This is a genomic window from Amycolatopsis sp. NPDC049691, from assembly GCF_040675005.1.
GTDB lineage: Bacteria > Actinomycetota > Actinomycetes > Mycobacteriales > Pseudonocardiaceae > Amycolatopsis.
This window is the reverse complement of the sequence record NZ_JBFANX010000002.1, coordinates 528,571-554,167: the sequence shown is the minus strand read 5'-3', so window position 1 is coordinate 554,167 and position 25,597 is coordinate 528,571. Positions and strand designations below refer to the sequence as shown.

The 25,597-nt window shown below is 69.8% G+C and carries 28 protein-coding genes and 2 tRNA genes; 12 read left to right on the top strand and 18 right to left on the bottom strand.

All coding sequences use genetic code 11. The features are described from left to right. Positions 1-83: 83 nt before the first annotated feature. The 3 genes from AB0J40_RS06905 to AB0J40_RS06895 all read left to right on the top strand — a co-directional run bounded on the left by AB0J40_RS06905 (position 84) and on the right by AB0J40_RS06895 (position 2,023). Positions 84-797, top strand: coding sequence for an ABC transporter ATP-binding protein (locus tag AB0J40_RS06905; RefSeq protein WP_364448609.1), 714 nt, complete (start codon positions 84-86; stop codon positions 795-797). Next, positions 794-1,528 carry an ABC transporter permease gene (locus AB0J40_RS06900; protein ID WP_364448606.1) on the top strand — a complete coding sequence of 245 codons (735 nt, stop codon included), beginning with the start codon at positions 794-796 and terminating at the stop codon, positions 1,526-1,528. The genes AB0J40_RS06905 and AB0J40_RS06900 overlap by 4 nt, the downstream gene beginning before the upstream one ends. A 93-nt stretch (positions 1,529-1,621) precedes the next feature. Beyond that, entirely contained in the window at positions 1,622-2,023 is a 402-nt protein-coding gene (locus AB0J40_RS06895; protein ID WP_364448603.1) for an SCO5389 family protein, read from the top strand. Here AB0J40_RS06895 and AB0J40_RS06890 read toward each other — a convergent pair. Beyond that, complete coding sequence (locus tag AB0J40_RS06890; protein ID WP_364448600.1) at positions 1,992-2,333, bottom strand: hypothetical protein; 342 nt, start codon at positions 2,331-2,333, stop codon at positions 1,992-1,994. The two genes, AB0J40_RS06895 and AB0J40_RS06890, sit on opposite strands and share 32 nt — an antisense overlap. Positions 2,334-2,342: 9 nt before the next feature. Here AB0J40_RS06890 and AB0J40_RS06885 point away from each other — a divergent pair, with 9 nt between their 5' ends. Continuing rightward, positions 2,343-2,492: a hypothetical protein gene (locus tag AB0J40_RS06885; RefSeq protein ID WP_364448598.1), complete on the top strand. Its 150-nt coding sequence runs from the start codon at positions 2,343-2,345 to the stop codon at positions 2,490-2,492. Positions 2,493-2,586: 94 nt separating this feature from the next. On the opposite strand, the gene AB0J40_RS06880 is transcribed toward AB0J40_RS06885, so the two are convergent. Next, complete coding sequence (locus tag AB0J40_RS06880) at positions 2,587-2,742, bottom strand: hypothetical protein (RefSeq protein ID WP_086675995.1); 156 nt, start codon at positions 2,740-2,742, stop codon at positions 2,587-2,589. Beyond that, positions 2,742-3,710 carry a class E sortase gene (locus AB0J40_RS06875; RefSeq protein WP_364448735.1) on the bottom strand — a complete coding sequence of 323 codons (969 nt, stop codon included), beginning with the start codon at positions 3,708-3,710 and terminating at the stop codon, positions 2,742-2,744. The genes AB0J40_RS06880 and AB0J40_RS06875 overlap by 1 nt, the downstream gene beginning before the upstream one ends. Positions 3,711-3,990: 280 nt before the next feature. On the opposite strand from AB0J40_RS06875, the gene crgA reads away from it, so the two are divergent. Beyond that, positions 3,991-4,257, top strand: coding sequence for a cell division protein CrgA (gene crgA / locus AB0J40_RS06870; protein WP_155548322.1), 267 nt, complete (start codon positions 3,991-3,993; stop codon positions 4,255-4,257). A 112-nt stretch (positions 4,258-4,369) separates the two neighbouring features. Beyond that, entirely contained in the window at positions 4,370-4,741 is a 372-nt protein-coding gene (locus AB0J40_RS06865) for a PH domain-containing protein (protein WP_364448733.1), read from the top strand. On the opposite strand, the gene AB0J40_RS06860 is transcribed toward AB0J40_RS06865, so the two are convergent. Both AB0J40_RS06860 and AB0J40_RS06855 read right to left on the bottom strand, forming a co-directional pair. After that, positions 4,738-5,691: a rhomboid family intramembrane serine protease gene (locus AB0J40_RS06860; RefSeq protein WP_364448594.1), complete on the bottom strand. Its 954-nt coding sequence runs from the start codon at positions 5,689-5,691 to the stop codon at positions 4,738-4,740. The two genes, AB0J40_RS06865 and AB0J40_RS06860, sit on opposite strands and share 4 nt — an antisense overlap. A 38-nt stretch (positions 5,692-5,729) precedes the next feature. After that, positions 5,730-6,239 carry a peptidylprolyl isomerase gene (locus AB0J40_RS06855; RefSeq protein WP_364448591.1) on the bottom strand — a complete coding sequence of 170 codons (510 nt, stop codon included), beginning with the start codon at positions 6,237-6,239 and terminating at the stop codon, positions 5,730-5,732. 98 nt (positions 6,240-6,337) lie between these two features. On the opposite strand from AB0J40_RS06855, the gene AB0J40_RS06850 reads away from it, so the two are divergent. Then, a complete protein-coding gene (locus AB0J40_RS06850) occupies positions 6,338-6,874 on the top strand; it encodes a hypothetical protein (RefSeq protein ID WP_364448589.1) in 537 nt (178 codons plus the stop codon). Between the two features lie 61 nt (positions 6,875-6,935). Here AB0J40_RS06850 and AB0J40_RS06845 read toward each other — a convergent pair whose 3' ends face one another. Next, positions 6,936-7,388, bottom strand: a complete 453-nt coding sequence (locus tag AB0J40_RS06845; RefSeq protein WP_285457087.1) for a hypothetical protein — start codon at positions 7,386-7,388, stop codon at positions 6,936-6,938. A 146-nt stretch (positions 7,389-7,534) separates the two neighbouring features. Next, positions 7,535-8,062: a DUF2020 domain-containing protein gene (locus AB0J40_RS06840; protein ID WP_364448586.1), complete on the bottom strand. Its 528-nt coding sequence runs from the start codon at positions 8,060-8,062 to the stop codon at positions 7,535-7,537. 82 nt (positions 8,063-8,144) lie between these two features. Here AB0J40_RS06840 and AB0J40_RS06835 point away from each other — a divergent pair, with 82 nt between their 5' ends. From AB0J40_RS06835 to AB0J40_RS06825, 3 genes are read left to right on the top strand one after another with little or no spacing between them, the layout of a single operon-like run. Continuing rightward, positions 8,145-8,798 (top strand): hypothetical protein, encoded by a 654-nt coding sequence (locus AB0J40_RS06835; RefSeq protein ID WP_364448584.1) that lies wholly within the window; start codon positions 8,145-8,147, stop codon positions 8,796-8,798. A gap of 1 nt (position 8,799) precedes the next feature. Beyond that, a complete protein-coding gene (locus AB0J40_RS06830) occupies positions 8,800-9,438 on the top strand; it encodes a pyridoxal 5'-phosphate synthase (RefSeq protein WP_364448581.1) in 639 nt (212 codons plus the stop codon). Positions 9,439-9,481: 43 nt separating this feature from the next. Then, entirely contained in the window at positions 9,482-10,870 is a 1,389-nt protein-coding gene (locus tag AB0J40_RS06825) for an alpha/beta fold hydrolase (RefSeq protein WP_364448580.1), read from the top strand. Between the two features lie 47 nt (positions 10,871-10,917). On the opposite strand, the gene AB0J40_RS06820 is transcribed toward AB0J40_RS06825, so the two are convergent. Both AB0J40_RS06820 and AB0J40_RS06815 read right to left on the bottom strand, forming a co-directional pair. Then, a tRNA-Ala gene (locus tag AB0J40_RS06820) sits at positions 10,918-10,990 on the bottom strand. Between the two features lie 27 nt (positions 10,991-11,017). Then, on the bottom strand, positions 11,018-11,185 hold the full coding sequence (locus tag AB0J40_RS06815; protein ID WP_086679331.1) for a DLW-39 family protein: 168 nt from the start codon (positions 11,183-11,185) through the stop codon (positions 11,018-11,020). Positions 11,186-11,625: 440 nt separating this feature from the next. Between AB0J40_RS06815 and AB0J40_RS06810 the strand changes: the two genes are divergently transcribed. Together AB0J40_RS06810 and AB0J40_RS06805 are read left to right on the top strand one after the other, a co-directional pair. Continuing rightward, positions 11,626-12,429: an SDR family oxidoreductase gene (locus AB0J40_RS06810; RefSeq protein WP_364448577.1), complete on the top strand. Its 804-nt coding sequence runs from the start codon at positions 11,626-11,628 to the stop codon at positions 12,427-12,429. Between the two features lie 58 nt (positions 12,430-12,487). Then, entirely contained in the window at positions 12,488-13,414 is a 927-nt protein-coding gene (locus tag AB0J40_RS06805) for a helix-turn-helix domain-containing protein (protein WP_364448575.1), read from the top strand. Here the strand turns inward: AB0J40_RS06805 and AB0J40_RS06800 are convergent. From AB0J40_RS06800 to dnaA, 9 genes are all read right to left on the bottom strand, one after another. Beyond that, positions 13,396-13,469, bottom strand: a tRNA-Ile gene (locus tag AB0J40_RS06800). The two genes, AB0J40_RS06805 and AB0J40_RS06800, sit on opposite strands and share 19 nt — an antisense overlap. A 49-nt stretch (positions 13,470-13,518) precedes the next feature. After that, positions 13,519-14,175: a DUF3566 domain-containing protein gene (locus AB0J40_RS06795; RefSeq protein ID WP_364448572.1), complete on the bottom strand. Its 657-nt coding sequence runs from the start codon at positions 14,173-14,175 to the stop codon at positions 13,519-13,521. A 49-nt stretch (positions 14,176-14,224) separates the two neighbouring features. After that, entirely contained in the window at positions 14,225-16,780 is a 2,556-nt protein-coding gene (gene gyrA / locus AB0J40_RS06790; protein ID WP_364448569.1) for a DNA gyrase subunit A, read from the bottom strand. Positions 16,781-16,822: 42 nt separating this feature from the next. Continuing rightward, a complete protein-coding gene (gene gyrB, locus AB0J40_RS06785; protein WP_364448568.1) occupies positions 16,823-18,790 on the bottom strand; it encodes a DNA topoisomerase (ATP-hydrolyzing) subunit B in 1,968 nt (655 codons plus the stop codon). Positions 18,791-18,987: 197 nt separating this feature from the next. Then, positions 18,988-19,626, bottom strand: coding sequence for a DciA family protein (locus AB0J40_RS06780; RefSeq protein WP_364448566.1), 639 nt, complete (start codon positions 19,624-19,626; stop codon positions 18,988-18,990). Between the two features lie 109 nt (positions 19,627-19,735). After that, positions 19,736-20,890 carry a DNA replication/repair protein RecF gene (recF, locus tag AB0J40_RS06775; RefSeq protein WP_364448563.1) on the bottom strand — a complete coding sequence of 385 codons (1,155 nt, stop codon included), beginning with the start codon at positions 20,888-20,890 and terminating at the stop codon, positions 19,736-19,738. A gap of 10 nt (positions 20,891-20,900) precedes the next feature. Beyond that, positions 20,901-21,791, bottom strand: a complete 891-nt coding sequence (gnd, locus tag AB0J40_RS06770; protein ID WP_364448560.1) for a phosphogluconate dehydrogenase (NAD(+)-dependent, decarboxylating) — start codon at positions 21,789-21,791, stop codon at positions 20,901-20,903. A gap of 34 nt (positions 21,792-21,825) precedes the next feature. Beyond that, entirely contained in the window at positions 21,826-22,959 is a 1,134-nt protein-coding gene (gene dnaN, locus AB0J40_RS06765) for a DNA polymerase III subunit beta (RefSeq protein WP_364448558.1), read from the bottom strand. A 789-nt stretch (positions 22,960-23,748) separates the two neighbouring features. Further along, positions 23,749-25,359, bottom strand: coding sequence for a chromosomal replication initiator protein DnaA (dnaA, locus tag AB0J40_RS06760; RefSeq protein ID WP_364448555.1), 1,611 nt, complete (start codon positions 25,357-25,359; stop codon positions 23,749-23,751). Positions 25,360-25,597: the final 238 nt, after the last annotated feature.

Here is a 25,597-nt window from a genome sequence, read left to right as displayed (position 1 = left end):
CACCCCTGCGTCAGCAAAACCCTACTTGAGCTGGGGATTCAGCGTCATTCTGCGGACGGCCGCGAGTTCGTAGCTTCGTTGCCATGCCCCTCATCGAAGTCACCGATCTCCGCAAGCGCTACGGCTCCAGGGTCGCGGTCGACGGCGTTTCGTTCACCGTCGACCGCGGCGAAATCTTCGGCATCCTCGGCACGAACGGCGCCGGGAAGACGACCACGGTCGAATGCCTGCAGGGCCTCCGCCGGGCCGACGCCGGGGAGATCTCCGTGCTCGGCCTCGACCCCGCGGCCGAGCGTGCCGCGCTGACCCGCCGCGTCGGCGTGCAGCTGCAGGAAAGCCAGTTGCCGGCGAAGCTGCGGGTGCGCGAGGCACTGGAGCTGTTCGCCTCCTTCTACCCGGACCCGGCCGACGTCGACGACCTGCTGGACCGGCTCGATCTCCGCGATCACGCGCGCAGCTGCTTCGGGAAGCTCTCCGGCGGCCAGAAGCAGCGCGTGTCGATCGCGCTCGCGCTGGTGGGCAACCCCGAACTGGCCATCCTCGACGAGCTGACCACCGGGCTCGACCCGCACGCCCGCCGCGAGACGTGGCGGCTGGTCGAAGGCGTGCGCGCCGCCGGCGTCACCGTCCTGCTCGTCACGCACTTCATGGACGAGGCCGAGCGGCTTTGCGACCGCGTCGCGGTTTTCGACGCCGGCCGCGTGGTCGCGACCGGCACGCCCGCCGAGCTCCGCGCCGCGGCCGGAGCATCCACTTTGGACGACGCGTTCGTCTCGCTCACGAGGAGCACCCTGTGAACACCTTCGCGAAGATCACCGCCACCGAAACCAAGCTCTTCCTCCGCACGCCGTTCATGGCGATCGCGGGACTCCTGCTGCCCACCGCCGTGCTGCTGGCCGTCGGCGCGATCCCGGGCATGACGGAACCCAGCCCGGCCGCCGGCGGACACCGCTTCATCGACGCCTGGGTGCCGTCGCTGATCGTCGTCAGCCTCGCGATGCTGGCGCTGCAGTCGATCCCCGGCGCGGTCGCGACCTACCGCGAGCAGGGCGTGCTGCGCCGGCTCGCCACGACCCCGGTGCACCCGCTCAACCTGCTGGGCGCGCAGCTGCTGATCCACGTCGTGGTCGCGCTGGCGGGGATCGGCCTGGTGCTCGCCACGGCCAACGCGGTCTACGACGTGCCGCTGCCGAAGCACCCGCTGCTGTTCCTGCTGACGCTGCTGCTCGGCACGGTCTCGATGTTCTCGTTCGGCCTGCTGGCGGCCGCGGTCGCCCGGACGGCCAAGGCGGCGGGCGGGTTCGCGCTGATCGCGTTCCTCCCGGCGATGTTCTTCGGCGGCGTGTACCTGCCGCGGGCGTTGCTGCCGGTCGTCCTGCAACGCATCGGCGACTACGTCCCGCCGGGCACGCAGCCGCTGCAGGACGCCTGGGTCGGCACCGGCGTGCAGCCGCTGCAGCTGGTCGTCCTCGCCGGCTTCGCGGCGATCGGCACGGCGTTGGCGGCCAAGCTCTTCCGCTGGGAGTGAATCCGCCATATTGGTGATGATCATCGTTTTCTCTTGTGGCGGGGTCGCCCGGCCGGTAGCCAGGAGAGTGGCCCTGCTCAACTTGGAGGTTCGATGTCCCTGGACGTGTCACCCGCGCTGCTGGAGAAGGCCGAGCGCGGGGAGGTCACCGACGCCGAGTTCGTCACGTGCGTCAAGGAATCCCTGCCGTACGCCTGGGAGGTCATCACCGGCGTCATCGCCGACGCCGAGGGTGCGGTGGACGGGTTCGCCGACAACGAGACGCCGCCGCCGAGCGAGGCCGCCCGCGGCCAGCTGCTGCGGGCCCTGGCGTCGGACGCGATCCGCGGCGGCCTCGAGCGCCACTTCGGCGTCAAGCTGGCCTTCCAGAACTGCCACCGGGTCGCGGTCTTCAAGCAGTCCGAAGACGGCACAGTGGACGGTGACCGCTACCGCGCGTTCGTCTCGCCGCGCGGCCAGCTGCTCAACCAGAGCCCGGAACTGCGGGACTGCTAGCCCGCAGCGCGGGCAGCACCTCGGTGCCGATCCGCGCGATGTTCGCGTACGTGCCCTCCGGCGTACCGGACGCTTCCACGAGCATCAGCACGTGGGAGACGCCGGTGCGCCGGAGGCTCGTTTCCAGCGTCCGGACGCAGTGCCCGGCGTCGCCGACCGGGTGGATCGCGCAAAGCCGTTCCGTGTACTCCCCCGGATCCCGGGCCGGGCCGGGCCGCCCGTCGACCGTGACGTGGGCGCCGAGCCCGTCCTTCAGCCACGCCGGGAGCGCTCGCCGCACGACGTCGGCGTCGCCCACCTGGCAGAGCACGGTCGAGACGTGGTCCGCCGGCTTCCCGTAGGCGGCGACGGTCTCGGCTTTCTCTTCGTCGTCGGCGTGCAGGCCGAGCAGCAGCGGCAGCCCCTGATCCGCGACGTCCGCCCGAGCACGTGCGCCGCGAGCGTGAGCGCGGACGGGCAGACGCCGTAGGGCATGAAGTGGTGTTCGGCTTGGACCGACCGGCGGAGGACGTCGCCGTCCGCCTGGCCGGGGAACCGGCCGCTGACCAGGAAGACGCCGAACCTCAGTTGACCGCGACCTCGTTGAACCACAGCCGCGGCTCCAGCCACGGGAACACCACGAACATCAGCAGCGCCACCACGCCGAGCGCGAGCACCACCGCGATCGTCAGCTTCACCGCGAACGGGCCGGGGAACTTCCGCCACAGCCAGGCGTACATCAGGCCTCCCCGATCTTCGAAAGCAGGTCGCCGTAGTCCTTGACCTGGTCCTTCGGCACCTGCTGGGTCAGCACCGACGTGATGATGAGCCGCTCCTTGGCGGAGAACTGCGGGTGGCACGTCGTGAGCGTGAGCAGCGCGGCCTGCTGGGCCTTCGGCAGCGCGTCGGCGTCCTTGTACGGGACCGGGTTCACCGCGGTGCCCTGGCTGGGCAGCACGACCTTGCGCCCGAAGGTCTCGCTGTACGCGCCACCCTCCTCGGCGTTCGGGTCGCGCAGGGTCGAGACGCCCTTGCACTTCGGGTCGGCGCCCTTGCCGCCCGCCCAGTTCTCGATCTCGTCGTCGTAGGGCAGGACCTTGTAGATGTAGAAGTCGGTCGAGGTCTCGATCACGATCTGGTCACAGGAGGAGAGGTTGTCCAGGTCGTTGAACGGGGCGCCCTTGCCGACGCGGTGGCCGGCGACGGCGAAGTTGCCGGGCTCGCCGGGCAGCGCCGTGCCCTTGTAGTGGCCGGGGCCGACCTCCAGGGAGGCGTCGTCGGTGCCCTCCTGGATGGTGAAGTTGTAGTCGACGCCGAAGCTCGGGATGTGGATGCGGGCGAACGCCTTGCCGTCGACCAGCTCGGGGTGCAGGGTGCGGTCGTGCGCCCACTCGCCGTCGAGCTGGTCGCTCGCCTCGGACTGCTTGCCCGCCGAGAACAGGTCGGTCACGTACAGCTCGTAGACCATGAACAGCAGCACGACCAGGCCCAGCGTGATGAGGATTTCGCCGGCCGTCCGGATCGCGACGCCGCCCTTGCCCAGCGGCGGCGGGGCGGGCTTCTCCTTGGTCGCGGTGCCGCCCTTGACCGGGGCGAAGACGACGGTCTCCTCGTTCGCGCCGGGCGGCGGGGGCGGGCTGGTGTAGCGGCGGGGCGGCGGGCCCTGCGGACGCCGCGGCGGCTGACCGGGGGCCTGGCGGGGCGGCAGCTGCCCGCGCGGGGGCGGGACCGGGCGGCGCTGGGGCGCGGGCCGCTGTCCGGGGTGTCTGCGCCGGTCGTCATCCGGTCCTTCGCGCGTAGTCACGCAAGCTCCTCTCAAGCCGCGTCCAACACTTGGTGACCCCGACGTCACGGTACGGGAAATCCGACCACTCCCGGCCGCTGCTTTCCTGCGGTCATTTACGTTAACGTGTGCACGTGGCGCTGGTTGCGCACCCCAGGCGGGTCATCGCCACCAGACGAGCCCGAAGAGCACCGCGAGGAACACGATGCCCAAGTCCAAGGTCCGCAAGAAGACGGCGTACACCCCGCCTGCCGACCGGCGCACGCCGGTGAAGGTGCGGGCGGCCGGTCCCACCGGTCTCGCCTGGAAGATCCCCATGTTCGGGCTGATGCTCGTGGGCCTGATCTGGCTGCTGGTGAACTACATCGCCGGCGACAAGATCTCGTGGATGGCCGACCTCGGCAACTGGAACTTCGCCGGCGGGTTCGCGCTGATGATCGCGGGTCTGCTCATGACTATGCGCTGGCGTTGATTATTACTCCGAATGGCGGCTTGACGCCGAATTACACCGGTGTGACTCATCCCCAGTGTGGATAACCCCTGTGGATAACTACCCCACCTCGTGGGCGCCGCGCCGGGCCCTTGTGGTATCGGCGTGGGCGGTCACCGCGTTGCTGCTGGTCGGCGTGGTGGCCGACGCCCTGACCGGCGACCGCGGTGGCTTGGTGCTGTTCGCACTGGCCACGCTGGCGGTCGGCGCGTTCGCCACGCACTCGACGCTCGTCCGGCCTCGCCTGGCCGCCGGCCCCGAGGGCCTGGTGGCCCGGACGCTCGGTGGCACGCACCGGCTGCCGTGGGCGCAGACCCGGACCCGGTTGCGCACCACCCGCCGGCTGGGCCGCGACGGCGTCACGCTCGAGGTCGAGCACGAAGACGAGCTGTACGTCTTCGGGTGGCTGGACCTCGGCGAAGACCCCCGCGACGTCCTGGACGTGCTCAGCACGCTGCGCGGCTAGCCGCAGCTGTAGAGCTCCTGGCCGCGGTACTGGGCGAACTGGCAGGTCTGCGCCGCGACTTCGGAGTCCTTGTAGACCAGCAGCCCGATCATCGCGACGACGAGGATGGCGACCCCGGCCGCCTGCCAGGTCGCCTGGCGCGCCTGCGGCGCGTAGAGCATCGCCACGGTGACCAGCGCGCCGGTGACCAGGCCGCCGACGTGGCCGAGGATCGAGATGTTCGCGACGCCGAAGGTGATGAACGCGTTCAGCGCGAGCGTGATGATCAGCCCGGTCGGGTTGAGGCGCAGCTTCAGCACGATGACCGCGTACGCGCCCATCAGGCCGAACAGCGCGCCGGAAGCGCCCGCGGTACCGCCGTCGAGGTTGTCGAAGAGCAGCACGGCCGTGGACGCGCCGAGCATCGAGACGAAGTAGAGCGCCAGGTACCGGACCTTGCCGAAGACCGGTTCGAGCGCGCGGCCCATCATCCACAGCGAGAACATGTTGACCGCGATGTGGATCGGGCCGTAGTGCAGGAAGCCCGAGGTGAACAGGCGCCACCACTCGTCGGCGCCGAACGTCGCCTGGCCCCAGAGCACGCCCAGCTGGAAGGCGTTCGACACCTGGTTGTCGTTGAGGCTGCGCGCCTGGACGACGGTGACGAGGAAGACCAGCACGTTGACCGCGAGGATGGCCTGCGTGGCCAGGAACGACCCGGACGGCCGCGCGCCGGCGATGGTGCGCACGCCGAGCCCGGCTTCCTGGTAGCCGCGGTGCTGACGGCGCTGCTGCTGGGTGCCGCTGTGGACGCAGTCGGTGCACTGGAAGCCGACGGGGGCTTCGCGGAGGCAATCCGGGCACGCCGGACGCCCGCACCGGGAACAGCTCAGTCCGGTCGGGCGGTTCGGGTGCCACCAGCACCCGGGGAGCGCGGCTTGCTCGGCGGCGGGGTTCGGCGGTTGGTTCACGATGTCACCAACCTACCGAAACCGCCGTCAGCGGGCCGTCAGTGCTCGATGGTGACCTTCTCGATGACCACGTCGGTCAGCGGGCGGTCCGCCGGGCCGGTCGGGGTGCGCGCGATCGCGTCGACGACGTTGCGCGACTCCTGGTCCGCCACCTCGCCGAAGATCGTGTGCCGGAAGTTCAGGTGGGTGGTCGGCGCGACCGTGATGAAGAACTGCGAGCCGTTCGTGCCCGGCCCCGCGTTGGCCATGGCCAGCAGGTACGGCTTGCTGAACTGCAGCTCGGGGTGGAACTCGTCGCCGAACTTGTAGCCGGGGCCGCCGCGGCCGGTGCCGGTCGGGTCGCCGCCCTGCAGCATGAAGCCGTCGATGACCCGGTGGAAGATCGAACCGTCGTAGAAGGGGCCGGAGTTCGTGCCCGCCGCGTTCGGCTGGGTGTACTCCTTGGTGCCTTCCGCGAGCCCGACGAAGTTCGCGACCGTCTTCGGCGCGTGGTCGGGGAGGAGGTTCAGGTTGATGTCACCCTGGTTGGTGTGCAGCGTTGCTTTCACGGACCCAATCGTGCCATCTGCGGCGCGCCACGGCGAAAAGGGGCACGATAGGTTACGGGTAACAGAGCAGTGTCAAAACGAATGATGAGGTGAAGCCCATGTCCCGGGCGACAGCCCAGGCCGCCGAGACCGCCGACAAACTCCTCAGCGAGGGTGTCAAGCAGGGCCGGCGCGCGCAGAAGCAGCTCGCGAAGAAGACCGAGCTCACCCGCAAGGAGCTCAAGAAGAGCTCGAAGGCCGCCCGCCAGGAGGCCCTCGCCCGGCTCTCCGAGCTGCGCAAGCCGGGCCGCAAGGCGAAGAAGGCCGCCATCAAGGCCGCGAAGGCGGCCGGCGAGTCGAAGCGCCGCGGCAAGAAGGACTTCAAGGCGGCGAAGAAGGACTTCTACGCCGCTGTCGTCGAGGCGAAGGCCGCGGCCAAGGGCACGCGCAGCCGTCGCAAGTGGCCGTGGCTGGTCGGCCTGCTCGTGGTCGGCGCCGGCGCCGCCTACGTGCTCCGGTCGAAGCAGGAGCCGCCGGTCGCCCCCGCGCCGCCGAAGGCCACCCCGCCCGCGCCGAAGCCCGCCGAAGCGGCGAAGCCGAGCCCGCAGGCGAACGGCAAGGCGCCGTCCCCGGCGCCCGCCGAGAAGAAGAACTGAGGCCGACACGAAGAGGCCCCTCGGGCGTGCACCCGAGGGGCCTCTTCAGTCGTGCGTGCGATCAGGCGTTCGCGGCGTGCTTGTCGATGAGCTGGCCCAGGCGGGGCAGCGCCTCTTCGACGTTCTTCTTGCCGTTCGGACGCAGCTTCGAGTAGACCTTCTTGATGCTGTCACGGCTGCTGCGCTCGGCGCGCGAGTCGGTGACGCTCAGCAGCGCGTCGGAAGCCTCGTCCGAGCGGCTGGACAGGTAGGCGCCGAAGTCGTTGCCGCCCTTGGCGCGGTAGTCGCCGTAGAACGGCTCGAGCGCGGTGGCGAAGTCGGGCAGCAGCGTGTCGACGGCCGAGGGGATGATGCCCGGCTTGATCTTCTTGACCGCGGCGAAGCCGGTCTTCACGACGGCACCCGAAACGCCGCCCTTGTCCGAGACCTCGGCGTCGACGAGGCCTTCGAAGTCGCTCACGACAGCCGGACGACGGCTGGAGTCGAGCAGGATGTCCTTGAGGGTGTCAGCCACGAATCTTGTCCTTTGCGTTGCAGATTTTGTGCCCGCCCCCGGGGTGGGGATCCCCCGATGGCTGCGGTGCGCGAGTCCACGAAGCCTGCGCGTGACGCACAGGGTAATACAAGATCAACATCACTCACCCGTGTGGAGCCCGCTACCTAGAGCTTCAGGGCAGCGATAGCCTTCTTGACCACTGTGCGTGCTTTCACGCTCTGCTTCTGGTTGGTGGTCGCGATGACTGCCGCGGACCCCTTCGCGACCGCGTAGACGGCCCCGTCGTCGGTCGACTCGTAGCCCCCCTTCCAGCCGGAAGGGTCGCTGGCCGGGTTCGACGAGTCGACCGGCGCCGCCTTGTTGACCAGCGCGGTCGCCGTCTTCGCGTCCCCGACGTAGACACGGACGGTGAGCTGGATCTTCCCGTCCGGGCGGTAGAAGAAGCACGCCGGGTGCGGCTGGTCCGCCGAGATCCGCACCTTCGACACGTGCTGGCCGTTCGAGTCGGCCACGAACTCGCTGTCGAGGTACGGGCAGTCCTCGGTCGCGGCCGGCTGGGGGTCCGGCGGCAGCTCGCCGCCCGCGGCGGTGGACACCGACGGCGGGCTCGGGGTCGCCGTGCCGGACACGATGGAGGGGCCGCAGCCGGCCAGCAGGGCCACGGCGGGCGCGAGAAGTACGAGTCGTCGCATAGCGCGCACAGTCAACCATGAAGCATGTGTGAAAACCGCTGGCTGAACTCGCCGTGACGGCCGCGCGTGCGACGATGGCGGCGTGCTTACCCCCGAGCAGTACCTCGGTGCGGTCGCCGAGCGCATCCAGCGTTCCGGCGGCCAGCTGAACACCGTGCAGATCGGGCCCGCCGTCTGCCCCGTCGGGCTGTTCACCGAGTCGGTGATGCTGTCGACGATGAACTACTGCGTCATCGCCGCGGCCGTCCCCGAGGTCACGGCCGCGGCGCTGTACGACTTCACCGGCCGCGCCACGCAGCACGCCCGCGCGAACCTCGTCGGCACCATGGGCTGGACGGCGGCGTCGGTCGTCATCGCCGGGCTCGTCGGCCGGCGCGTGTACCCGGACGCCGCGCAGGCCGCGTCGGCGAAGTCGGGCAACCAGTTCGGCGGCGAGACGCGGATGGTGGCGGTCGACGTCTCGGCCGGGGCCCGGTACGCGTTCGTCGGCGGGAAGTTCTGGGGCGCCGCGGTGCAGGGGTCGATCAACGCCAAGCTGACGTACTGCTTCCCCGAGCCCGCCGAGGTCTACCAACAGCTTCAGTGGCAGCAACAGCAACAACCGCCCGCTCAGCAGCCGCCGCCCGGCTGGCAGCAGCAGCCGCCGATGGCCGCGCCGCCGGTGCCGCCCCCGCCGTACGCCGGCCCGCCGGCGCCTGGCTACCCGCCGCCCGGACAGCCGCCGTACGGTTACTGACATGGTCGCGTTGCGCGGATGGCCCTCGTTCCCCGAAGAACTCCCCGTGTTCACGCCGGAAACGGCGGCCGCGGACCCGCAGACGCTCTTCGTCGAGTGGCTGACCGAAGCCGGTGAGCACGTGCTGGCGCCGCACGCCGTCACTCTGTCCACAGTGGACGCCGACGGCGCGCCGGACGCCCGGGTGGTCATCCTCAAGGACGTGGGCCCGGCCGGCTGGGCGGTCGCGACCAGCTCGGAAAGCCCGAAAGGCCTGCAGCTGCGCAAGGATCCGCGCGCCGCGCTGACGTTCTTCTGGCCCGGCCGCGGCCGCCAGGTCCGGCTGCGCGGCCCGGTCTCCCCCGCGGCGCCCGAGGTGTCCGCGGCGGACTTCCTGGCGCGGCCGCCCGCTTCGCGCGTCGAGGCGTTCATCGGGCACCAGTCCCAGGTGCTGCACGACCCGGCGGACCTCGACGCGGCGGCCGCGGAGGCCGAGCGCTGGGTCGCGGAAAACCCCGACGTGGCACCGGAAACCTGGACGCGCTACCTCGTCGACCCGGACGAGGTCGAGTTCTGGCAGGCCAGCCACGACCGCCGGCACGTACGGCTGCGCTACCGCAAGACCGACGGCGGCTGGGTCCGCGAGCGCCTCTGGCCCTGATCGGAGGTATACCGCACCCAGGCCGGTGTGACGATGATGGATCATGCGCTCGAAACTGCTGACCGCCGGGCTGGTCCTGGCGCTGACTGCCGCACTCGGGGGTGTGGCCTCGGCCGACGCGCGTCCTGGGGGACGACCGACGCTGACGGACCCGCACCCGTGCCCGGGCCAGCCGGGCTTCACGTGCTCGACGTTGACGGTGCCGCTCGACCGGTCCGGCCGCGTGCCGGGCACGATCGACCTGCCGGTGGCGACCGCGGACAACGTGACCGCGCCCAAGGGCGTGCTGCTGTTCTTGACCGGCGGCCCCGGCCAGGGCGGCGTCGGCGCCATCACGCGGATCGCGACGCAGCGGCTGCCGGAGATCGCCAAGGACTACCGGTTCGTCATGCTGGACCAGCGCGGCACGGGCGCGAACGCGTTGCGGTGCCCGGGTCTGCAGGCGCAGATGGGCAGCTCGGACATCGCGACACCGACCCGCGACGCGGTCGCCGAGTGCGCGCGCATCCTCGGCGACACGGCGCCGCTGTACTCGACCGACCAGACCGTCGCGGACTTCGACCAGCTCCGGCAGGCGCTGGGCGTGTCGAAGATGGTGGTCGACGGCGTCTCGTACGGCTCGTTCACGGCCGCGAGGTACGCGATCGCGCACCCGGGCAACGTCAGCAAGGTCGTCCTCGATTCGGTGCTGCCGCACCACGCGTCCGCGTCGGCGTCCCTCTACCTGACCGGCCTGACGGCGGAGGCCCGGGTGCTGCGCGCGGCGTGCGCGGTGGCCCCGGCCTGCGGCTACGACCCGGCCGACGACCTGGCGTGGGTAGTCCGCCACCGCGGCACGGCCGACGGCGTGAAGATCTTCGACCTGATCGTGACGTACGAGTTCGTCGACCCGACGTACCGCAACCCGTCGGCCGGAGACGTGATCGGAGCGCTCCACGCGGCCCGCGCGGGCACGCCGGACCGGCTGGACGAGCTGCTGGAGGCGTACAAGTCGGGCGGCGACGACCCGGCATCGTTCAGTTCGGGGTTGCACGCGGCGACGCTGTGCGCGGACCAGCGCTTCCCGTGGGGCTCGTCGGCGACGCCGGTGCCTTTCCGCCAGCCGCTGCTGTCTCTGGCCGCCCGATCGCTGCCGGCGTCCGCGACCTGGCCGTACACGACAGAGGTGGCGACGCAGCAAGGCTTCATCCAGTCGTGCCTGCCGTGGCCAGCGGAGCGCCCCGGCTCGAATCCGGCGTCGCGGCTGCCGAACGTCCCGGTACTGCTGCTGAACGGCGACCGCGACCTGTCGACGCCGCTGGAGTGGGCGCGTGAAGAAGCTCGGCTTGCTCCGCAGGGTCGATTGGTGATCGTCCCGGGCGAGTCCCATTCGATCCAGAACCGCGAGCGCGGCCACGCGGGCCGGGACGCGGTGCTCAGTTTCCTCGGCTGACGACGAAGGCCTGCCCCTGAACCGGGGCAGGCCTTCGATCGTGCCTGTGGAGCTGAGGGGAATCGAACCCCTGACCCCCGCCTTGCAAAGGCGGTGCTCTACCAATTGAGCTACAGCCCCGGACGCGGGCGAGTGCCCGCGGGAAACTCAGTTGTGGGACGCACCCGCCGGCTTGGCCGGGGTGGTGCCGTTGTTCGAGGGGACCGGCGCGGTCGCCTCGCGCCACAGGTCGGCTTCGGCCTTGGCCGCCTTGTTGCGCTTCACGACGAACAGGACGCCGCCCGCGATGACCGCGAGTGCCAGCAGCTTCTTCACCGAAGCCCCCTTCTCAGCTTGCTTCCCTTACTCCGCGATGTTACTGCACCGGCCCCGGCCGCCGTCGGGCGGTGGTTCCACGTGGAACCACGCTTCCGCTGGTAACGCAGGTCACACCGCGCGGGAAATACCGGGGCGGGGTGTCCTGTTGTACCCAGTGGTCGACGTGCCCACCGTGTCCCCCGGGCCTCAACCATCGCCTTCGCGGAGTTCCGTTCGGCTGGAGCCGCGTTGAGCCACTTCGCCGAGAGGCGACCGTGGCGCGCGCCGACCGTGACCGCTCAGCCCTGCCGGTTCATTCTCTTCCCGGCAGGGCTGACCTGTATCCGGGCCCCTGTCGAAAGGGGCCCTCCCAGTACCTGCATCGCCAGGATCTCCCGGCCGTCCGAGACGCCTGTCAGCCTCGTCGAGTCAGTTCCCCGCTCCACAGAGGAAAACCCATGTCGGACAACCTGGTCACCAACCACGCGAACCTTTTCGACCTGAAGGGGAAGCACGCACTCGTCACCGGCGGCACCAAGGGCATCGGCATGATGATCGCGCGCGGCCTTCTGCAGGCGGGCGCCCGCGTGGTCATCAGCTCACGCAACGCGGACACGTGCGCGGAGGCACAGCAGCTGCTGTCCGAATTCGGTGCCGTGCAAGCAATTCCCGCCGACCTGTCCCGGCACGACGAGTGCCGGCGCCTCGCCGATCTCGTCGAGGCCGGCTCGGAACGCCTGGACATCCTCGTCAACAACGCGGGAGCGATGTGGCGCGAGCCGCTGGAGACGTTCCCGGACGAGGCGTGGGACTCGGTGATCGACCTCAACCTCAAGTCGCCGTTCTGGCTGGTGCAGGCACTGCTCCCCGCACTCCGGAAGGCAGGCACCGCCGACGATCCCGCGCGGATCGTCAACATCGGCAGCATCGCCGCCATCCACGTCGCCGAGTCGCCCAACTACTCGTACGCCAGCAGCAAAGCGGGTCTCCACCAGCTCACCAGGGTGCTCGCCAGGGAACTGGGCCCGCAGCACGTCACGGTGAACGCGGTGGCGCCAGGACCGTTCCCGTCGCACATGATGGCGGCCACGCTCGACGCCGTCGGCGACAAGATCGCGGCGAAGGCCCCGCTGCGCCGGCTCGGTCGCGACGACGACATGGCCGGTGTGGTCGTGTTCCTCGCGAGCCGGGCCGCGGCTTACGTCACGGGCACCATCATCCCGGTCGACGGCGGCATCGCCACGACCGCGACCGGCACCTAGCCGTCGGGGGTACCCGCAGTACCTCCCGCCGCCCGCGGACAGGGCCTACGGTGACGACGTGGCCTCGATCGATCTGCGCACCGAGATCAAGGAATTCCTGACCACCCGTCGCGCGCGGATCACGCCCGAGCGGGCCGGACTGCCCGCCTACGGCGCCAATCGCCGGGTCAAAGGTCTGCGTCGCGAAGAGGTGGCGCTACTGGCCGGGGTATCGGTCGACTACTACGTCCGGATGGAGCGCGGCAGCCTCACGGGCGCCTCCGACGGCGTGCTCGACGCGCTGGCCGCGGCCTTGCAGCTCGACGAGGCCGAGCGCGCTCACCTGTTCCACCTCGCGCGGCAGTCCACGGCGCCCGGCGGTGCACGCCGCCGGCGCCCCGCCGTGCCGGTGCGGCCGGCGCTTCAGCGGGTGCTCGACGCCATCACCGACGCCCCGGCGTGGATCTGCAACGGCCGCTACGACGTCCTGGCCGTGAACCAACTCGCCCGCGCGCTGTATTCCCCGGTACTGGCCGACACACGACAGCCGGCGAACACCGCGCGGTTCGTGTATCTCAATCCCGAAGCGGCAGAGACGTTCTTCGTCGACTACGACCGAGTGGCCCGCGACGTGGCCGCGAAGCTACGCATGGAAGCCGGCCGCAATCCGCACGACGAGGAGCTGATCGCCCTGGTCGGCGAGTTGTCGACCCGCAGTGAGCTGTTCCGGCGGCGGTGGGCCTCCCAGGACGTCCGGCTCCACCGGTCCGGACTCAAGCGCATGCACCACCCGGTGGTGGGCCGGCTCGACCTGGACGTCGAGTCGATGGAGCTGCCCGCCGAACCCGGCCTGCTGCTGAACGTCTACACCGCGCCCGCCGGCACGGCCACCGCGGACGGTCTGGCCCTGCTGGCGTCGTGGGCGGCCGACCAGGAGAAACACGAAAAAGCCCGGTTCGCATCTCGCGAACCGGGCTTTGACCTGCGTGGGCCTACCAGGACTTGAACCTGGGACCTCTTCGTTATCAGCGAAGCGCTCTAACCGCCTGAGCTATAGGCCCTTGAACGAGGAGAACCATACAGGACCCCCGAAGGGGCCCTGCAACCGGGTTACTCTCGCTCCGACAGCGTGACTTCGAGGCCTCCGGCGAGGTCCGCCGACACGTTGTAGATGAACGCGCTCACCGTCGCCAGCGCCGACACCAGGACGATGTTGATCGCGCCCAGGATGGCCGCGATGCCGAACACGCGGCCCGCGCTGATCAGCGGTTCCGAGGACGCGTTTGCCCCTTCGCCGCCCACCAGGGACGAGTACGTTCCGTTCAGCTTGTCCCACACGCCCATGCCGTCGAGCACCGTGTACAGGACGCCGACCGCCACCAGCCAGACGAAGAACATCGCCACGCCCAGCACCAGGGACAGCTTCAGCACCGACCACGGGTCGAACCGCTTGACCTGCAGTGATGCCCGGCGCGGGCCGCGGCCCGGCCTGCGCAGCGCGCTCGGGCGGGCTCGCTGGGCCGAGGCCGGGGGCCCCTCGCCCGAACCCGTCGGCGGGGTGTCGCCGAACAGCTTGGGGGCCGCGCTGCCCGTTACCACCGGTCGCTGGTCCGGGGAGACCGGTTGGGTCTCCCCGGCCGGGAGCGCGTCCTCCGTGGCCAGCTTGACCGTCGCTTCGGAGTCGCCGTCCTTGCCGACCCGCTGCCAGGGCGGGCTCGCCGGAGTCCCGTTCGAACCCGCTGCCTCGGGATTCTCGGATGGTGTCACGAAGAGTCAGTCCTTACCCGTGCCGTGGGGCCGCCGTCGGAGAGCAAACTTACTGCTCCGGCGTGGCCGTCGTTTCCTCACCCGCGTCAGGTGCTTCCGGAGCCGGTGCGTCCTCGCCGGCGTCACCATTGGCGACGTCCGAGGGCTCGTCCGCGTTGCGTGCGACGGCGAGAAGAGTGGTTCCTTCGCCGAGATTCATCAGCCGGACCCCCTTCGTCTGCCGTCCTGCCTTGCGCACGTCGCCCGCCGGCGTGCGGATCACGCCGCCGCTCGAGGTGATCGCGTACAGCTCGTCCTCGGCGTCGACGATGAGCGCACCCACCAGCCTGCCACGTTTGCGGTCGTGCTGAATGGTGAGCACGCCCTTGCCGCCGCGGCCCTGGACCGGGTAGTCCTCGATCGCCGTCCGCTTGGCGTAGCCGCCGTCGGTCGCGACCAGCAGGAACTTGTCCGGCTTGACGACGCTGATGCCGAGCAGCTCGTCGCCGTCGTTGAACCGCATCCCCAGCACGCCGGACGTCGGACGGCCCATCGGCCGCAGTGCCTCGTCCGTCGCGTGGAAGCGGATCGACTGGCCTTCCGCGGACACCAGCAGCAGGTCGTCCTCGGCCGCCGCCAGCACCGCGCCGACCAGCTCGTCGCCCTCGCGCAGGTTGATCGCGATCAGGCCGCCGGAGCGGTTCGAGTCGAAGTCGGTGAGCTTGGTCTTCTTCACCAGGCCGCGCTTGGTGGCGAGCACCAGGTACGGCGCGACCTCGTAGTTCTTGATCTCGATGACCTGGGCGATCTGCTCGTCCGGCTGGAACGCCATCAGGTTCGCCACGTGCTGGCCGCGCGCGTTCCGGTTGGCCTCGGGCAGCTCGTACGCCTTCGTCCGGTAGACGCGCCCCTTGTTCGTGAAGAACAGGATCCAGTCGTGCGTCGAGCAGACGAAGAAGTGCTGGACGATGTCGTCCTGCTTCAGCGTCGCGCCCTGCACGCCCTTGCCGCCGCGCTTCTGCGAGCGGTACAGGTCGGTTTTCGTTCGCTTGGCGTACCCCGTGCGGGTGATGGTGACGACGACGTCCTCGACCGCGATGAGCTCTTCGTCGGTGACGTCGCCGCCGAAGCCGACGATCTGCGTGCGCCGGTCGTCGCCGTACTTCTCGACGATCGCCATCAGCTCGTCGCGGATCAGCGCGCGCTGCCGCTCCGGCTTGTCGAGGATGTCCTTCAGGTCGGCGATCTCGAGCTCGATCTCGGCCAGCTGGTCGATGATCCGCTGGCGCTCCAGGGCGGCGAGGCGCCGCAGCTGCATGTCGAGGATCGCCGTGGCCTGGATCTCGTCGACGTCCAGCAGCTCCATCAGGGCCGGCCGGGCCTCGTCCGCCGAGGGCGACCGCCGGATGAGGGCGATGACCTCGTCGAGCATGTCCAGCGCCTTGACGTACCCACGCAGGATGTGGGCCCGCTCCTCGGCCTTCTTCAGGCGGAACTTGGTCCGCCGGACGATGACCTCGACCTGGTGCTTCACGTAGTGCCGGATGATCTGGTCGAGCCGCAGCGTGCGGGGCACGCCGTCGACCAGCGCCAGCATGTTGACGCCGAAGTTCTGCTGCAGCTGGGTGTGCTTGAACAGGTTGTTCAGCACGACCTTCGCGACCGCGTCCCGCTTGATCGTGACGACGATCCGCATGCCGGAGCGGCTGTTGGACTCGTCGGCGATGTCGGCGATGCCGGTGAGCTTGCCGTCGCGGACCAGGTTCGCGATGTTTTCCACCAGGTTGTCCGGGTTGACCTGGTAGGGCAGCTCGGACACGACCAGGATCGTGCGGCCCTTCGCGTCCTCTTCGACCTCGACGACCGCGCGCATCCGGATCGAGCCGCGGCCGGTGCGGTAGGCGTCCTCGATGCCGGACGTGCCGAGGATCATCGCCTTGGTCGGGAAGTCCGGGCCCTTGATGCGGACCAGCAGCGCGGCCAGCAGCTCGTCGTCGGTCGCGTCCGGGTTCTCCAGCGCCCAGACGACGCCGTCCGACACCTCGCGCAGGTTGTGCGGCGGGATGTTGGTCGCCATCCCGACCGCGATCCCGGAACCGCCGTTGACCAGCAGGTTCGGAAACCGCGACGGCAGGACGTCGGGCTCCTGGGTGCGGCCGTCGTAGTTGTCGGAGAAGTCGACGGTGTCTTCTTCGATGTCGGCCAGCATCTGCATGGCCAGCGGCGCGAGCCGGGACTCCGTGTACCGCATGGCGGCCGCGGGGTCGTTGCCCGACGAGCCGAAGTTGCCCTGGCCGTCGATCAGCGGGTAGCGCAGCGACCACGGCTGGGCGAGCCGCACGAGGGCGTCGTAGATCGCCGAGTCGCCGTGCGGGTGGTAGTTGCCCATGACGTCGCCGACGACGCGCGAGCACTTGTTGTACCCGCGGTCCGGCCGGAAGCCGGAGTCGAACATCGAGTACAGGATGCGGCGGGCGACCGGCTTGAGGCCGTCGCGCACGTCCGGCAGCGCCCGCGACACGATGACGCTCATCGCGTAGTCGATGTAGGAGCGCTGCATCTCCTGCTGGATGTCGACCGGTTCGATCCGGTCGTGGTCCGGAGCCGGCGGCAAGGTTTCCGTCATGGGTCCTTCTCAGGTGCGGGGTGTCGGACGGGAGGGGGACGCCTACACGTCCAGGAAGCGCACGTCCTTGGCGTTGCGCGTGATGAACGACCGGCGGGCCTCGACGTCCTCGCCCATCAGGACCGAGAACAGCTCGTCGGCCTGGGCGGCGTCGTCCATCGTGACCTGGCCCAGCAGCCGGTTCGCCGGGTCCATCGTGGTCTCCCACAGCTCTTCGGCGTTCATCTCGCCGAGACCCTTGTAGCGCTGGATCGCGTCGTCCTTCGGCAGCTTCTTGCCGGCCTCGACGCCCGCCTGGATGACGGCGTCGCGCTCGCGGTCGGAGTACGCGTACTCCGGCTCGGAACGCGGCCACTTGATCTTGTACAGCGGCGGCCGCGACAGGAAGACGTGGCCGTGCTCGATCAGCGGTGCCATGAACCGGAACAGCAGGGTGAGCAGCAGCGTGGTGATGTGCTGGCCGTCGACGTCGGCGTCGGCCATCAGCACGATCTTGTGGTAGCGCAGCTTCTGGATGTCGAACTCGTCGTGGATGCCGGTGCCCAGCGCGGTGATCAGCGACTGGACCTCGGTGTTCTTGAGGACGCGGTCGATGCGGGCCTTCTCGACGTTGATGATCTTGCCGCGGATCGGCAGGATCGCCTGGTACATCGAGTCCCGGCCCTCCTTGGCCGAGCCGCCGGCCGAGTCACCCTCGACGATGTAGAGCTCGCACTCCGACGGGTTGGTCGAGCGGCAGTCCTTGAGCTTGCCGGGCAGGCCGCCGATCTCCAGTGCGCCCTTGCGGCGGACCAGGTCACGCGCCTTGCGCGCGGCCATCCGGGCCTGCGCCGAGGAGATCGACTTGTTGATGATCGTCTTCGCCTCGGTGGGGTTGCGCTCGAACCAGTCCGCCAGCCACTCGTTCGACGTCTGCTGCACGAACGTCTTGGCCTCGCTGTTGCCCAGCTTGGTCTTGGTCTGGCCCTCGAACTGCGGCTCGGCCAGCTTGATCGAGACGATCGCGGCGAGGCCCTCGCGCACGTCGTCACCGGTCAGGTTGGCGTCCTTCTCCTTGAGCAGCTTCTTGTCGCGCGCGTACGCGTTGACGACGCGGGTCAGCGCGGCGCGGAAGCCCTCTTCGTGGGTGCCGCCCTCGTGCGTGTTGATCGTGTTGGCGAACGTGTAGACCGACGGCGTGAAGCCGGTGTTCCACTGCATCGCGACCTCGACCTCGAGGCCGGTGCCCTTCGCGTCGAAGGAGATCACGCTGGAGTGGATCGGGTCCTTGCTGCCGTTGATGTGCTTGACGAAGTCCTCGAGCCCGCCCGGGTAGCAGTAGGTCTTCTCCTTGACCCGCGCGACCTTGCCCTCGGCGTCCGCTTCGGTCTCCTCGTCCGCGACGCGCTCGTCGCGCAGGGACAGCGTCAGCCCCTTGTTCAGGAACGCCATCTCCTGCAGCCGGCGCGAGATGGTCTCGAAGTTGTACGTCGTGGTCTCGAAGATGTTCTTGTCGGCCCAGAAGGTGATCGTGGTGCCGGTCTCCGACGCCGGGCCGAGGTCCTCGAGCGGGCCGGGGATCTGGTCGGTGTACTCCTGGCGCCAGCTGCGGCCGCCGTACTTGACCTCGGCGAGCAGCTTCGTCGACAGCGCGTTCACCACGGAGACGCCGACGCCGTGCAGGCCGCCGGACACCGCGTAGGAGTCGCTGTCGAACTTGCCGCCCGCGTGGAGCACGGTCAGCACGACCTCGAGGGTCGGCTTCTGCTCCTTGGGGTGCATGTCGACGGGGATGCCGCGGCCGTCGTCGACGACGCGCACCCCACCGTCGGCGAGCAGGGTAACCTCGACCTTGGTGGCGTACCCGGCCATCGCCTCGTCGACGGAGTTGTCCACGACCTCCTGGACGAGGTGGTGCAGGCCGCGTTCACCGGTGGAACCGATGTACATGCCGGGGCGCTTGCGGACCGCTTCGAGGCCTTCGAGCACCGTGATCGACGACGCGTTGTACTCGCTCTTGTTCTCGGTCACAGGCGTTGTTTCTCCTCGTCTCGCCCGAGCGGACGCTCGCTCCCTCCCAGTGTACTTGGCCGCGTCCGCTGGCATGCGGCAAGGACACCCCTGAGCGCGTCACAGACGGACGAAATCGGTCCGAGCCGAGTCTTGACGTATTTCGGGAGGTCTGGATGCGTTCTCGGGGCATTCAACCGAGCATCGCGCAACCCGGGTCAGCCGTACGTGTCACGCGGGCCGCGCCCCGGCACGTGCCGGGGCCCTTTCCGCCAGCTCGGGGCGGTCGGACCCTGGATCCGCATCCGCTTGACGACGCCGTTGCCGACCCCCGCCGCGATCTTGTGCAGCAGCTTCCCCTGCAGCAACCGCAGCTGCGTGGCCCACGCCGTGGAGCTGGCGCGGACGGTCAGCTCGCCGTCCTTCAGCGCGACCGGCTGGGCGTGCTCGGCGACGTCCTCGCCGACGAGCCGGGCCCACTGCGCGAAGACGCGGGCGGTCGTGACGCTCTCGTTCCAGCCGCGGTCGGCGACCAGCCGGGAGACGAGCCGGCCGAGCGGCTGCGGGTCCCGGGGGTCCGCACCCGGCCCCGACCAGCGGCGACGCCGGGGGTTCTGGCCTCCGCCACCGCCCACCGCGCGGCGCCGGTAGCCCGGCGACGTCCCGCGTTCCTTGGCCTTGGCCTTCGCCGCTTCGAGCGCGGCGTGGGCGAGGTCCCGGCCGGTCTGCCCGTTCGGAGCAGTGCCGTCTTCACTCTGCGTACCCGAAGTGACCTGCCCACGTGGGTTAACCCCCGTGCGGGGGGCGTCAAGCGGCTGTTCCGGGGTTTTGGTCACGCGCGGCGATAACTCGGGCACGGGTTTATCCACACTGTCCACAGGTTTGTCCCCAGATCGGTGGGTAACTGCTGTGTCGGCGATCACACGGGGTGTGCGAGTCGATCTTGCCGACCCCGGTTCGTGCTGCTCAGCCACGCGTGATCTCGCCATCCGCCACCACGAACCGGCCGCCGGCCAGCTCGCTCGGCACGTCTTCGTCGACCGCGGCGGTCACCAGCACCTGTTCGGCGCTCGCGGCCACCTCGGCCAGCCGGGCCCGGCGCTTGCGGTCCAGTTCGGCGAACACGTCGTCGAGCAGCAGCACCGGCTCGCCCGCCTCCCCGCGCAGCAGCTCGTAACTGCCGAGCCGGAGGGCGAGCGCGAACGACCACGACTCGCCGTGGCTCGCGTACCCCTTGGCCGGCGCCTGGCCCAGGATCAGCTCCAGCTCGTCCCGGTGCGGGCCGACCAGGCTGATCCCGCGCTCGAGCTCGGCCTTCCGGGCCTCGCCGAGCGCCTTGAGTAAGACGTCCTTGAGCACCTCGGGTTGCGCCCGTTCGCCATCCGGTACGCCGTACGTCTCCGGCAGGGCGTCACCCAGCGACGACTTGTACGCGATCTTCGCCGGCCGCGAGTCCGGGGCGACCCCCATGTACGCCGCGGCCGCGTACGGCCCGAGGTCCGCGACGAGGTTCAGGCGCGCCGCCAGCAGCTCCGCGCCCGCCACCGAGAGGTGGTCGTCCCAGACTTCCAGCGTCGAGAGCGCGTACGGGTCTTCGCGGCCCGTACGCCGTTTCCCCGCCGTCTTGAGCAGGGCGTTGCGCTGCTTCAGCACCTTCTCGTAGTCAGCCCGGACGCCCGCGTACCGCGGCGCGCGCAGCACCAGGAGCTCGTCGAGGAACCGCCTCCGCTCGCTCGGGTCGCCCCGGACGAGCGCCAGGTCCTCCGGCGAGAACAGCACCGTGCGCAGGATCCCGAGCACATCGCGCGGTCGGCCGACCGCGCCGCGGTTGACCCGGGCGCGGTTCGCGCGGCCGGCGGTGATCTCGAGCTCGACGGTCAGCTCGCGGTCGTCGTTGACCACCGCGACCCGCACCAGCGCGCGCTCGCAGCCGTGCCGGATCAGCGGGGCGTCCGTCGCGACGCGGTGCGAGCCCAGCGTCGCGACGTACCCGATCGCCTCCAGCAGGTTGGTCTTGCCGCGACCGTTCTGGCCGACCAGCACGGTCGGCCCCGGTTCGAGCGCGAGATCGGCCTGCGGCCAGGAGCGGAAGTCGGTGACCTGCAGGTGACGCAGATACACCAGCTGCTCCTTACCCGGTGACCTTCTTCACGGCGTGCCCGCCGAACTGGTTGCGCAGCGCGGCCACCGCGCGCATCGCGGCCGAGTGCTCCTGGCGCGAGGCGAACCGCGCGAACAGCGCGGCCGAGATGACCGGCGCCGGCACCGCGTTGTTGATCGCCTCTTCCAGCGTCCAGCGGCCTTCGCCGGAATCCTCGACGTAGCCCTCGAGGTCGTCCAGCTCCGGGTCTTCGTCGAGCGCGCGGACGAGCAGGTCGAGCAGCCAGGACCGGACGACCGTGCCGCGCTGCCAGCCCTTGATCACCGCGGGCACGTCCTTGACGACCTTCGCGGCCTCGAGCAGCTCGAAGCCTTCGGCGAAGGCCTGCATCATGCCGTACTCGATGCCGTTGTGGATCATCTTCGCGTAGTGCCCCGCGCCGACGTCGCCGGCGTGCGAGAAGCCTTCTTCGCGCGGGCCTTCCGGGCGCAGCGCGTCGAAGATCGGCATCGCCTTCTCGACGTCGGCGGCCGCACCGCCGACCATCAGGCCGTAGCCGTTGTCCTTGCCCCACACGCCGCCGGACACACCGCAGTCGACGTAGCCGATGTTCTTCGCCGCCAGCAGCTCGGCGTTCAGCTTGTCGTCGGTGTACTTCGAGTTGCCGCCGTCGATCACCATGTCGCCGGCGGAAAGCAGGTTGCTCAGCTCGGTGACGGTCTGCCGGGTCGGCTCGCCGGCCGGGACCATGATCCAGACGATCCGCGGGCCGTCCAGTTTGGACACTAGGTCCTCGAGCGACGTCGTGTCGCTGACGTCCGGGTTGCGGTCGTAGCCGACCACCTCGTGACCGGCCGCGCGCAGCCGCTCACGCATGTTGAAGCCCATCTTGCCCAGGCCGATCAGACCGAGCTGAACCATCGAGATCCCCTTACGTGCTAACGAGAAGTGCGGATCAGCCCGGGAGCCGAACCGGCATCAGGAGGTAGAGGTAGCCGGGGACGACGTTGCCCTCGGGGTCGGCGGGCTTGATCAGCGCCGGCCGGTTCGGCGTGGTGAACGTCAGCTCCGCCCGGTCGCTGTGGAGCGCGCCGAGGCCGTCGACGAGGTAACCCGGGTTGAACGCGATGGTCACCGGCTCACCTTCGTACTCGACCTGAAGCTCCTCTTCGGCGCTTCCTTCGTCGTCGCCGCCCGCGGACAACCGCAGCGTGTTGTCCCCGAACTCCAGTCGTACCTGAGTCCCCCGCTCCGCCACCAGCGAAACGCGCTTGATGGACTCGGTGAGAGCGGACACGTCGATGACCGCGCGTGAGGTGTGCGACGCGGGCAGCAGCTGGCGGTACGGCGGGAACTCCGCGTCGAGCAGGCGGGTCGTCGTGTAGCGGCCGGAACCGGACAGGCCGAGCAGGCCCTCGCCGCTGGCGAGCGCGAGACGGATCGTGGCGCCGCTCGCGCCGAGCGTCTTGGCGGCCTCGGCGAGGGTGCGCGCCGGGACGAGCACCGCGGCGTCGGCCAGCCCCTCGGCCGGCTGCCAGGTGAACTCGCGCATGGCGAGCCGGAACCGGTCGGTCGCGACGAGGGTCAGCGAGCTGCCGGAGATCTCCAGCCGCATGCCGGTGAGCATCGGGAGCGTGTCGTCCTTGCCCGCGGCGACGACGACCTGGGTGACGGCCTGGCCGAACGCGTCGCCCGCGAGCTCGCCGGCGAAGGCGGGCTGGGACGGCAGCTGCGGGTAGTCCTCGACCGGCATGGTCGGCAGGGAGAACCGCGCGGTGCCGCACGTGATGGTGGCGCGCGCGCCGTCGACGGAGATCTCGACCGGTTGCGCCGGCAGCGCCTTGGTGATGTCGGCGAGGAGGCGCCCGGAGACCAGCAGGCGGCCGCCGTCGGCGATCGTCGCCGGGACGCCGACCGTGGCGGAGACCTCGTAGTCGAAGCCGGAGACCGTCAGCGCGTCGGTGTCGCCGTCCGAACCGGCGTCGAGGAGGACACCGCCGAGAACCGGCACGGGAGGCCGGGAGGGGAGGCTTCTGGCCACCCACGCGACGGCGTCGGCGAGCCCGTCACGCTCGACGCGGATCTTCATGCGCGCATCCTTTCGACGACCGAGCGCTCGTGGCTCGGGCCAGGCCTCGTTCTCGCGGGGCAGTGACCGGCTGCCCCCTCCGGCCGGTCCGCCCTCCCGCGTGAGCGGCCGGAGCGCGGACCAGGTGCAGGCGTCCACGTTAGGCCGTCGCGGGCCCCGCCGTCACCTCGGCCTCCCCTTGAGTTTGTCGACTTGCCGACACGTTCTCGCGGCTGTCCCCAACTTCGTCCATCGCCTGTTTTTGTTTTGTTCTCTCTTAGAAGAGATCTAAAGGCAGTAGCAGTAGTAAGCGGTGTGGATTGTGTGGATCGAGCTCGTTCGCGCAGGTCGGAGCGCTCGCGGGCATGTGGAGAACCGTGGTGGCAGTCCTGTGGGTAGATCGGGCCGTCCGTGGATGGTTTCGGGCGTCCCCCGATTCGTCCACAGCCGGGGCGAGTTGTCCCCACGGTTGTCCCCAGGTGTGGGGCGATCCGTCCCCAGGGTCTGGGGGTGCGCGGCGGCGTCCGGTTCGCCCTACCGAGTGACCGGGCCGTCCTGTGCACAGAATGTGGGCAACCTGTGGAATCAGCGTGGACAAGGGTGTGGATGCGCTGTGGATCACCTGTGGGCGGGGTGTGGACGGTTTCGGCGTCGTCGCTGATGGGAGATCCGTTGGCACTGTGGGCAATCCGCCCACACCATGGGGAAACTTCCTTGTGTACAAAGAATTTTCCCGACTTCGTCCGAAGACGACGAAGGGGCGTCCACATTGAGCGGACGCCCCGAAGTCGTTGGGAGGTAAGGGATGTGCTACTGGCGGGCGCGCTGCTTGATGCGCGACGTCAGCTCCTGCACCTGGTCGTAGATGCGCCGGCGCTCGGCCATTTCCTTGCGGATCTTCTTGTCCGCGTGCATGACGGTCGTGTGGTCGCGGCCGCCGAACGTCTGCCCGATCTTCGGCAGCGACATGTCGGTGAGCTCGCGGCAGAGGTACATCGCGATCTGGCGGGCGGTGGCGAGCGCCTTCGTCTTGCCGGGGCCGCACAGGTCGTCGAGCGTCACGTCGAAGAACTCCGCCGTGACACCCATGATGGTCGGCGCGGTGATCTCCGGCGCGTGCGAGTCCGGGATCAGGTCCCGCAGCACGATTTCCGCGAGGCCGACGTCGACCGGCTGCTGGTTCAGCGACGCGAACGCCGTGACGCGGATGAGCGCGCCTTCGAGTTCGCGGATGTTCGCCTCGACGCGCGAAGCGATGAACTCGAGGACCTCGCCGGGCACCGCCAGCCGGTCCTGCGCCGCCTTCTTCCGGAGGATCGCGATGCGCGTCTCGAGTTCGGGCGGCTGGATGTCGGTGATGAGGCCCCACTCGAACCGCGTCCGCAGCCGGTCTTCCAGCGTTTCGAGGCGCTTGGGCGGGCGGTCGGAGCTGACGACGATCTGCTTGTTCGCGTTGTGGAGGGTGTTGAAGGTGTGGAAGAACTCTTCCTGCGTACCTTCCTTGCCCTCCAGGAACTGGATGTCGTCGACGAGCAGGATGTCGATGTCGCGGTAGCGCCGCTGGAACGCGACCTTGCGGTCGTCGCGCAGCGAGTTGATGAAGTCGTTCGTGAACTCTTCGGTCGAGACGTACCGGACGCGCATGCCGGGGAACAGCCGTTGCGCGTAGTGCCCGACCGCGTGCAGCAGGTGCGTCTTGCCGAGCCCGGACTCGCCCCAGATGAAGAGCGGGTTGTACGCGCGGGCCGGCGCTTCGGCGACGGCGACCGCGGCCGCGTGCGCGAAGCGGTTGGACGCGCCGATGACGAACGTGTCGAAGGTGTACTTCTCGTTCAGCTTCGTCTTCGACGTCTGCGGCTGCGCCGGCGCGGTGTAGGGCTGGCCGGCGATCGGCTGACCGGAGAACGTCGGCCAGATCTCGTGGACGGCGGCGAGCGCCTCGCCTTCCTCGTCCACCTCTTCGTCGGTGTCGTCGCCGTCGTCCGGCTTCGCCACGACGGAGGGGTGCGGCGGCATCGGCGGCGCGGGTTCGGGACGCGGCGGCGGCATCATCGGCGCGCCGTTGCCCGGCAGCGCGGGAGCGGGCTCGGGGCTCGCGCCGTTTTCCACCCGGCCGGGTGACGGCACGTACCGGGGCGCGGGCGACGGCGCGACGGTCTCGGCGCTGTCCACCTTCACCGCGAGAGAGATGGCGCGGCCGAGCCGCCGGGAAAGGGCGTCGGTGATCGCACCGCGCAGGCCGCGTTCGATCGCTTCCTTCGCGAAGTCGCTGGGGGCCGCCAGCAGGGCGGTGCCGTCGAGCAGGCCGATCGGGCGGGTCACGCGCATCCACGCGCGCTGCTGGGGGGACAGGGTCCCGTCGGACAGTTCGCGTACCACCTGTTCCCAGATGACGCCCAGATTGTGCTGGTGCTCCGACACCGGTCTGGCTCCCCTCCCCTCGTCGGCGTGGACGGCCGAACGCCCCTGGTCACGCGGTCCGGTACGCATCAGCGGACCCGCGTGTGCACCGGCACAGCGAATATCCACATAGTTGTCCACAGCTGTGCACTAATGTACGGCGACCCGCGGCGACGCCACCTGCGGGCTCGTCGTACGCCGGTGGGCACTCCACCACCCGGATACTCGTGCACCTCGACCGGTGACCCGAGAGAGGCAC

Coding starts and splice junctions, on each gene's coding strand:
- AB0J40_RS06905 (WP_364448609.1), top strand. CDS start 84: ATGCCCCTCATCGAAGTCACCGATCTCCGCAAGCGCTACGGCTCCAGG.
- AB0J40_RS06895 (WP_364448603.1), top strand. CDS start 1,622: ATGTCCCTGGACGTGTCACCCGCGCTGCTGGAGAAGGCCGAGCGCGGG.
- AB0J40_RS06880 (WP_086675995.1), bottom strand. CDS start 2,742: ATGTACGCCTGGCTGTGGCGGAAGTTCCCCGGCCCGTTCGCGGTGAAG.
- crgA (WP_155548322.1), top strand. CDS start 3,991: ATGCCCAAGTCCAAGGTCCGCAAGAAGACGGCGTACACCCCGCCTGCC.
- AB0J40_RS06850 (WP_364448589.1), top strand. CDS start 6,338: ATGTCCCGGGCGACAGCCCAGGCCGCCGAGACCGCCGACAAACTCCTC.
- AB0J40_RS06840 (WP_364448586.1), bottom strand. CDS start 8,062: ATGCGACGACTCGTACTTCTCGCGCCCGCCGTGGCCCTGCTGGCCGGC.
- AB0J40_RS06830 (WP_364448581.1), top strand. CDS start 8,800: ATGGTCGCGTTGCGCGGATGGCCCTCGTTCCCCGAAGAACTCCCCGTG.
- AB0J40_RS06825 (WP_364448580.1), top strand. CDS start 9,482: ATGCGCTCGAAACTGCTGACCGCCGGGCTGGTCCTGGCGCTGACTGCC.
- AB0J40_RS06810 (WP_364448577.1), top strand. CDS start 11,626: ATGTCGGACAACCTGGTCACCAACCACGCGAACCTTTTCGACCTGAAG.
- gyrA (WP_364448569.1), bottom strand. CDS start 16,780: ATGACGGAAACCTTGCCGCCGGCTCCGGACCACGACCGGATCGAACCG.
- gnd (WP_364448560.1), bottom strand. CDS start 21,791: ATGGTTCAGCTCGGTCTGATCGGCCTGGGCAAGATGGGCTTCAACATG.
- dnaN (WP_364448558.1), bottom strand. CDS start 22,959: ATGAAGATCCGCGTCGAGCGTGACGGGCTCGCCGACGCCGTCGCGTGG.